The 7,686-nt window shown below is 63.5% G+C and carries 6 protein-coding genes; 5 read left to right on the forward strand and 1 reads right to left on the reverse strand.

The window, feature by feature from the left end; all coding sequences use genetic code 11:
- Nucleotides 1-100 precede the first annotated feature (100 nt).
- Entirely contained in the window at nt 101-1,069 is a 969-nt protein-coding gene (locus AC0QTX_RS23815) for an IS5 family transposase (RefSeq protein WP_474606292.1), read from the reverse strand.
- 478 nt (nt 1,070-1,547) lie between these two features.
- On the opposite strand from AC0QTX_RS23815, the gene AC0QTX_RS23820 reads away from it, so the two are divergent.
- From AC0QTX_RS23820 to AC0QTX_RS23840, 5 genes are all read left to right on the forward strand, one after another.
- Nucleotides 1,548-1,811, forward strand: coding sequence for a hypothetical protein (locus AC0QTX_RS23820; RefSeq protein WP_474606293.1), 264 nt, complete (start codon nt 1,548-1,550; stop codon nt 1,809-1,811).
- 792 nt (nt 1,812-2,603) lie between these two features.
- Nucleotides 2,604-3,149, forward strand: a complete 546-nt coding sequence (locus tag AC0QTX_RS23825) for a (2Fe-2S)-binding protein (RefSeq protein ID WP_474606297.1) — start codon at nt 2,604-2,606, stop codon at nt 3,147-3,149.
- A 2-nt stretch (nt 3,150-3,151) separates the two neighbouring features.
- Entirely contained in the window at nt 3,152-4,129 is a 978-nt protein-coding gene (locus AC0QTX_RS23830) for an FAD binding domain-containing protein (protein ID WP_474606294.1), read from the forward strand.
- The gene (locus AC0QTX_RS23835; RefSeq protein WP_474606295.1) at nt 4,126-6,345 is read left to right on the forward strand and encodes a xanthine dehydrogenase family protein molybdopterin-binding subunit; all 2,220 of its coding nucleotides are present in this window, start codon (nt 4,126-4,128) and stop codon (nt 6,343-6,345) included. The genes AC0QTX_RS23830 and AC0QTX_RS23835 overlap by 4 nt, the downstream gene beginning before the upstream one ends.
- Nucleotides 6,346-6,417: 72 nt before the next feature.
- Nucleotides 6,418-7,434 (forward strand): XdhC family protein, encoded by a 1,017-nt coding sequence (locus AC0QTX_RS23840; protein WP_474606296.1) that lies wholly within the window; start codon nt 6,418-6,420, stop codon nt 7,432-7,434.
- Nucleotides 7,435-7,686: the final 252 nt, after the last annotated feature.

Genomic DNA, 7,686 nt, shown 5'->3' on the forward strand with positions numbered 1-7,686 from the left:
AGCGGCCGCGCACCGGACGGCCAAACCACGACCACCGCACCATGACCGTGTTGCACGGATCGGTTGGTGAATGCACTTCGCTCACCCAATGCCCTTTTGGTCAGGCGATGCGGACGGACTTCGGGCGTCCAAGCTCAAGCATGCGGTTCAAGGCATGAATGGCGATGGTGACCTCCATTCTACGACGCTGGTCCGTCCGTGAGCGCAGGGCATTCCCAATCACTCGTTTGAAGCGGCTGATAGCCGACTCTACCAAGGCACGACGCGTATATCCGGAGGTCTTCTGCCAGCCGATGCGTCCATGCTCATGGATACATTGGAGATGCCGATCACGCTGGGTTGGAGCCGTTCCCGCATTTTCGCTCAGCACTGCCGTTGATCGTGGTGGAACGATCACGTAAGCATCGGGATGACGTTCGACGACGGTACCGTAGATGTCCTCCCGATCGTAGGCGCCATCGCCTGTGAAGGAGGCGAGTGGACCGGTAATCTGGTCGAGCAACGCCTCGGCCTGTCCGCCATCATCGTCATCATGGGGCGTCAACTCGGACGCGAGGATCTGTCCAGTCTCCGCGTCGACTCCGATGTGCAGCTTGCGCCAAGATCGGCGCTTGCGGCTCCCGTGTTTCTCAACCAGCCACTCCCCGGGCCCACCGAGCCGCAGGCCTGTGCTGTCCACCAGCAGGTGAACGGGTCCTCTGGAGTTCGGATGTGGCTTCGAAACCTCCAGAGTCGCGGCGCGGCGGCTCAGGGTCGAGTGATCCGGCACCGGCAGGTCCAGACCGAGGAGTTGGAGGACCGAGCCAATCAGCCCCTCGACTTGGCGCAGAGCCAGCCGGAACACCGCCCGGAGTGTTAGGGCTGTCGTGATCGCCAGAGCTGAGTAATGCGGCTGACCGCCTCGCGTTGTACGAGGTTCAGCCCGCCAAGCGGCAATTGCTTCCTCGGAGAACCAGACCGTGAGGCTGCCCCGCTGGCGCAAGGCTGCGTCGTACTCCGCCCAATTCATTACTCGGTGCCGCTGCTTGGGAATATGGTGACGGCGAGCGGCATTGGTCTTGAACGGCACGGTCGAATCCGAGATTTGGAAGGCACAGTCCTCCTATGCGATCCAGTTCCGGCAGCCAAATCGCCTGTCCGTGCAACAGGGCGTTGCCCCGCAGCATGGCGCGTCATCGTCTCAGCGCACGTGTCACTCAAACCAACACGAAGCAACTACGTGTCTCTATGATCTATTCGCTCGGCCTCATTGTACGCTGTCCATGCTGATGCGGCGAAGCAGCTAGACGTGGATCAAGTACCGCCTATCCGCGACTCCCACGCAGGCCCTTGGCGTCGGTCAAATGACTGCGCATTAGACCTCGATTGCTGAAATCTCAGTGTGTCGCAACCGATAGAGCAATTCTGCTGATCATTCTGGCTGATCAATACCGCCAATCAAACCTATTGGACTGATTTCTCCACACAAGAGAATGTCTCGTCATGCCGGTCGGCGAACGTCGCGAGATTGAGCCTCACACGGTTTCTAGACATAAGGATAAACGACAATGAGAATAGCGCTTGCATGCATTGCACTGGCCGGTGCCCTTCCGTCGGTGGCTCTTGCAGAGAGCGATGGCGATATGAGTGTGACCGCTGTGCTCAAGGAGTACAACGCCAAGGTGCGATCTGGGGAAATCCAGCAGGCTGTGGAAGGAGCCAGAGCCAATGTCGAGGCGTTCGCTCGTCTCAAGGTCCAGACGCAGCTTCAACGCGAAGCTGCCTCTGCGTCCTTTGCCAGTGGGCGTGCCGGCCGTGCAACGGCGAATTAGCGCCGGAGCTCCAGAGCCTGGGAAGCAGCATTACGGTGGTTGGGGCAGCGCCTCCAGGGCACCGGAACAGATTTGAGGAAACGGTACCGCTGCCACTTCTGTGGCAGCGGTTGTGGCTTTACCGCATCTGCTAACCCATGAAGAGCCTTCTGCGGCAGATACCTCACCACGCGATCTATGGGAGACTGCCGGAACGAGGCATGCTCGCGGTTCGGGTTCAGCAGTGTCGACTGCCTAACCCGTCACAGGGGTCATCGGCATCAGGCAACCATGAACCCAATATGGATTGGTCGGGATGTCACGAATTTGCAAGCACACGAGGTGTGCATCCTCCTGCTGGATCTGCGCCGAAGCCCCGCTTTCCCGGTTGTCCCAGCGAATACGGGTAGCCGCATACTCCGCCCGTTGCAGGACCTGAACCTTCATGGTCGGCGGGGACTCGGCCCCCACGGACACGCCTAAGCGTTGGCCATAAGCTCCGGACCCCATGTGCAGGATCCCTTTACATCAAATCCCCGTGAAGTTCGGTGATGTGGGTCATAGACGACAGCCCAAAATTGAGCACTAACGTACAAAATTCAGCACTCCTGACACTGGAAAGCTAGCTCAGGGTCGCAGAAGCTTGGCGTGTAGTGCCCAGAGTGTCGACACGCCGTCGGCCCAACACGGCCGGCATCCCGACCAGGAGCCCGCATGACCATGTCTGACCACCAATCCCTGAAAGGCAAGCCACCCTCAGCGTCCAAAGTTGACGCCTCGCAGGGTGGACTTTCCCGCCGATCAATCCTGCAAATGGCCGGAGGAGCGGCGTCCCTTGCCGCCGCCTCCGGGGCGACCGCGCAACCCGCCTCACCGGACAGTCCGCCATCCGGGTCCCCGACGAACGTCCGACTGGTCGTCAATGGCCAGGAGCGGCAGCTCACACTGGATCCCCGGCAGTCGCTGCTTGACGTCCTCCGGGAGAGCCTTGACCTCACGGGAACGAAGAAGGGCTGCAACCAGGGTGCCTGCGGTGCTTGCACCGTGCTCGTGAATGGACGGCGGGTGACCTCGTGCCTGACGCTGGCCGTCATGCACGACGGCGCCGAGATCACCACAATCGAGGGCTTGGCTCAGGGCGATGAGCTCCATCCGCTCCAGGCAGCGTTCATTGAGCACGACGGGTTCCAGTGCGGCTTCTGCACGCCCGGCCAGATCATGTCAGGCGTGGCGTGCATCACCGAGGGACACGCCACTTCACCCGAGCAGATCCAGTTCTGGATGAGCGGCAACATCTGTCGCTGCGGTGCCTATCCCGGGATCGTCGCGGCGGTTGCCGACGCAGCAGGGAGGGCCTGACGATGCTGCCTTTCAGTTTCGAGAAAGTTCGGACCGAGCAGGACGCGATCCGCGCCGCCGCCGCGGGTGCCCGTTATATCGCCGGCGGCACCACGCTGATCGACTTGATGCGTGACGAGGTCGAACGGCCCGAGCGGCTGGTTGACATCAACTCGCTTCCCCTGGCCGATATCCGCGCAGATGGGGCTGACCTCGTGATCGGCGCACTTGCCCGCATGAGCGATGTCGCGGCCCATCCGGAGACAAAGCGCCTCCAGCCCCTGATCGCCGAGTCCCTGATCGAGGGCGCCTCGCCGCAGCTGCGCAACATGGCCTCGATGGGCGGCAACCTGTTGCAGCGGGTGCGCTGCCCGTACTTCCGGATGCTGGATGCGGCCTGCAACAAGCGCGATCCGGGCTCGGGCTGTTCGGCTATCGACGGCCTCAATGCCGGGCATGCCATCCTGGGAACAAGCAATCACTGCGTCGCCACGCATCCGTCCGATGTTGCCGTCGCCCTGGTTACGCTCGGTGCCACGATGCGGGTGCGAGGTCCTCAAGGCGAGCGCACCCTCCCAGTGGAAGAACTCTTCCGGCTCCCTGGCGACACGCCGCATCTCGAGCACACGCTGCGTCCCGGCGAACTGATCGTCGAGATCCGGGTGCCGGGCGGACCGTACGCCCGGCAGGCCCGCTACCTGAAGGTTCGGGACCGTGCCTCCTACGAGTTCGCGCTCGTCTCTGCGGCAGTGGCTCTAGAGACAGCAGGCGGGACCATCCGCCAGGCCCGGGTTGCCGTCGGTGGCGTTGGCACCCGTCCCTGGCGCATGCGGGCGGTGGAGGAGGCGCTCAAGGACAAGCCGGTAGGTCGCGATGCCTTCGCGGCGGCCGCTCACCTCGCACTCGAGGGCACGCGTCCGCTGTCACATAACCACTACAAGGTCGAACTGCTGCCACGGACCATCGTCCGGGCTCTCGAAATGGCAGGAGAAGTCGCATGACAACGCACGTGATCGGGAGACCTCTGACCCGCGTTGACGGGCGCGCAAAAGTCACAGGTGCGGCCCACTATGCGGCCGACTTCAACCAGCATGCCCAGCTCTATGCCGTGATCGTCGGCGCAACGACCGGCGTCGGCCGGGTGACGGCGTTGGACGAAGCTGCGGTGCGGACCATGCCCGGGGTCGTCGAGGTCATCAGTCATCTCAACGCTCCGCGCCTGGCCTATGCCCCGCATAAGAGCTTCATCGACCCAGCCGTCGGCGAGCGGCTCCATGTCCTTCAAGACGATCAGGTCCGGTTCTACGGCCAGCCCGTTGCGGTCGTCGTGGCCGACACGCTCGATCACGCGGAGCGTGCGGCCAATGCTCTTCGCATCAGCTATGCGGCCGAGCGACCGATCGTCGACGCAAACGACCCCGCAGCACAAACAGTTGAACCGTCCGGTTCAGGGGCGCACGGCAACACGTCGCGTGGGGATGCCAACCGGGCACTGGCGGATGCGCCCGTGAAAGTCGACGCGACCTATGACATGGCACGCGAGAACCATAACCCGATGGAGCCGCATGCGGTCGTCGCCGCCTGGAATGACGACAGGCTGACCTTGTGGAGCAAGAGCCAGTTCGTGGTGAACGAGCAGGCCGAGATCGCGGCGATCTTCGGGATGCCGGTCCAGAACGTGCAGGTGATCTGCCCCTTTATCGGCGGAGCGTTCGGGACGTCCCTACGAACATGGCCGCACGTAACGCTTGCAGCCATGGCAGCCCGACAAGTCGGGCGTCCCGTCAAGCTCGTCCTGAACCGCAGGCAGATGTTCTTCACCACCGGTCATCGGCCACGCACCCTGCAACGCGTCGCCCTTGGGGCAACCCGGGACGGCAAGATCACGAGCATCGTCCACGAGGGCAGTGGCGAGACGAGCCGCTACGAGCAGTTCACCGAGGCGCTGCTCTCCGCTACGAGTTATATGTACTCCTGCCCTAATGTGCATACCAGCTATCGGCTGACGCCGCTCGATACCGGAACTCCCAACCACATGCGTGGTCCGGGCGAGGCGAGTGGGATCTTCGCTCTGGAGTCCGCGATCGACGAACTCTCCTACGCGCTGGGCATCGACCCGATCGAGCTGCGCCGCCGCAACGAGCCCACAATGGACGAAGGTGAGAACAAGCCCTTCTCCAGCCGCTCCCTGATGCAGTGCTATGACCTCGGTGCCGAGCGCTTCGGCTGGGCCCAGCGCGCTCCGGCCCCACGCTCGATGCGTGATGGCCGGCTGCTGATCGGCATGGGTGTGGCATCCGCCACCTATCCGGTCTTCTTTGGCCCTGCTAGCGCGCGTGTCCGGCTGCACGCCGACGGCACCGCCGCAGTCGAGGTCGCCGCAAGCGACATGGGGCCAGGCACCTACACCTCAATGACGCAGGTTGCCGCCGAGACGCTCGGCATTCCAGTCGAGCAGGTTCGCGTCAGTATCGGGCGCTCGGACTTCCCGCCCGCGCCCCCGCATGGCGGCTCCATGACGATGGCCTCGGTCGGCTCGGCGGTCCGCGCCGCCTGCCTGGCAGTGCGGGACGAGGTGACCCGGCGCGCGGTCGCGGACCAGCGCTCCCCGGTCTTCGGCGCGGCCCCGGATGGCATTGAGTGGATCGGCAGCAACCTGCGCCGGCTCGGGGATTCCTCATCCGGCCAACCCTACCGCGACGTCGTGGCGAGCAGCGGTCAGCCGGTTGAGGCCCATGCCTCCAACCAGCGCGATGCCGAGGCTGCCAGCCGTTACTCCATGCATTCGTTCGGGGCCGTGTTCGCGGAGGTGGCAATCGATCCGGACGTCGGCACGATCCAGGTGCGGCGGGCCCTCGGTACCTACGGGGCAGGTCGCATCGTCAATCCGCGTTTGGCATCGAGCCAGTGCACCGGCGGCATGATCGGCGGGATCGGGATGGCCCTGATGGAGCAGACAGCCCTCGATGCACGCGATGGACGGCCCGTAAACGCCCACATGGCCGATTACCTCATGCCGGTGAACCTCGATATCGGGCAACTCGAGGCGTACTTCGTCGACGAGCATGACCCGAATGTCAATGTGCTCGGCGTCAAGGGTCTGGGCGAGATCGCGCTGGTCGGGATGGCTCCCGCAATCGCCAATGCGATCCATCATGCGACGGGTAAACGTGTGCGTCACCTGCCGATCCGCATCGAGGATGTGCTGACCGCTTAAACCGGGAGGCGCGATGGATAATTGGAAGATCCGGGATACCGATAGGCCTAATCATGGGATTGGGGACGGACAATGCTTCACTGCGCGCCTGTCATTCAAGTCGATGACCTGCCCGACAGGTTTCCCGAAACGCTTGTGACTTCCGATGCCGCGACGCCGCTCGACGTCCTGCGTTTTGTCATGGAAGCCGGGGAGCGCGGCCAAGATGTTGCGTTGGTGACGATTACCGGTCTGACAGGATCGTCGTCACGGTCACTTGGCACACTCATGGGTGTGGCGGAGGACGGCCGCTTCGCCGGCTCGTTCTCGGGCGGCTGCATCGAGGGCGCCGTTGTTGCCGAGGCACAGGAGGCGATCCGGGACGGGCGCCCCCGGCAGGTGCGCTACGGCGCGGGCTCCCCTTACATCGACATCAGGCTTCCATGCGGCGGCGGAGTGGATCTTCTGTTCCACCCCAGTCCTGATACGGGCGAGATCTGTGAGGCAGTTGCCTGCCTCGAGGGACGGGAACCGCTGGTTCTCGCGCAAGGCAGGGTCGGCGGCTTGTGCATTCTCCCTGGCTTAGCCCGGCAGGTGCCTGGCTGGCAGGGAGAGACGTTCATCTCCTGGTATGCCCCGCCGCTGGGGCTTGTTGTCGTCGGTCATGGAGCGGAGAGCCTTGCGCTGGTTCGGCTCGCCGCGGCCTGCGGCATCGCACCGACGCTGTTGTCACCCGATGAGCGGGTGCTGATGCTGGCCGCGACACACGGTGTGCATGCGAACCTCCTCACCAACCCACGTTCGTCACCACATCTTCCTGCGGACCCGTGGAGCGCCCTCGTGTTCCTGTTCCACGACCACGCCTGGGAGCCCTTGCTGATGGAACAGGCTCTGAGCCAGCCCTGGTTCTTCATCGGTGCGATGGGAAGTCGAGGAACGCACGCCAATCGGCTGGCCGCACTGCGGGAACGCGGGCTGCCGGAAGAGGCACTTGCGCGCATCGTTGCCCCGCTCGGCCTGATCCCGTCGGCGCGGGATCCCATCACATTGGCGCTCTCAGCGCTAGCACAGGTGGTCGATGGTTATCGGCAGGCAACGTCCATGATCTAGCAGATGGTCGCAGAATTCGTAGAATCTGAGACAGGAACGGCGTTCGTCGTTGCAGCCGCTACCTTATGGGAGTTGTGGAGTGATGAACACGGGGCTAGATCAGGACCTTGGTGTCAGGAATCCAGCTTTGATCTCTGCAGCGAGAGCGGTTAGCCCTGAGGCCCTAACCGATCCCTTCGGCCGGGCCATCACCTATGTGCGCGTCTCGGTGACGGACCGCTGCGACTTCCGCTGCGTGTACTGCATGTCCGA

The organism is Microvirga sp. jy35, assembly GCF_056148915.1.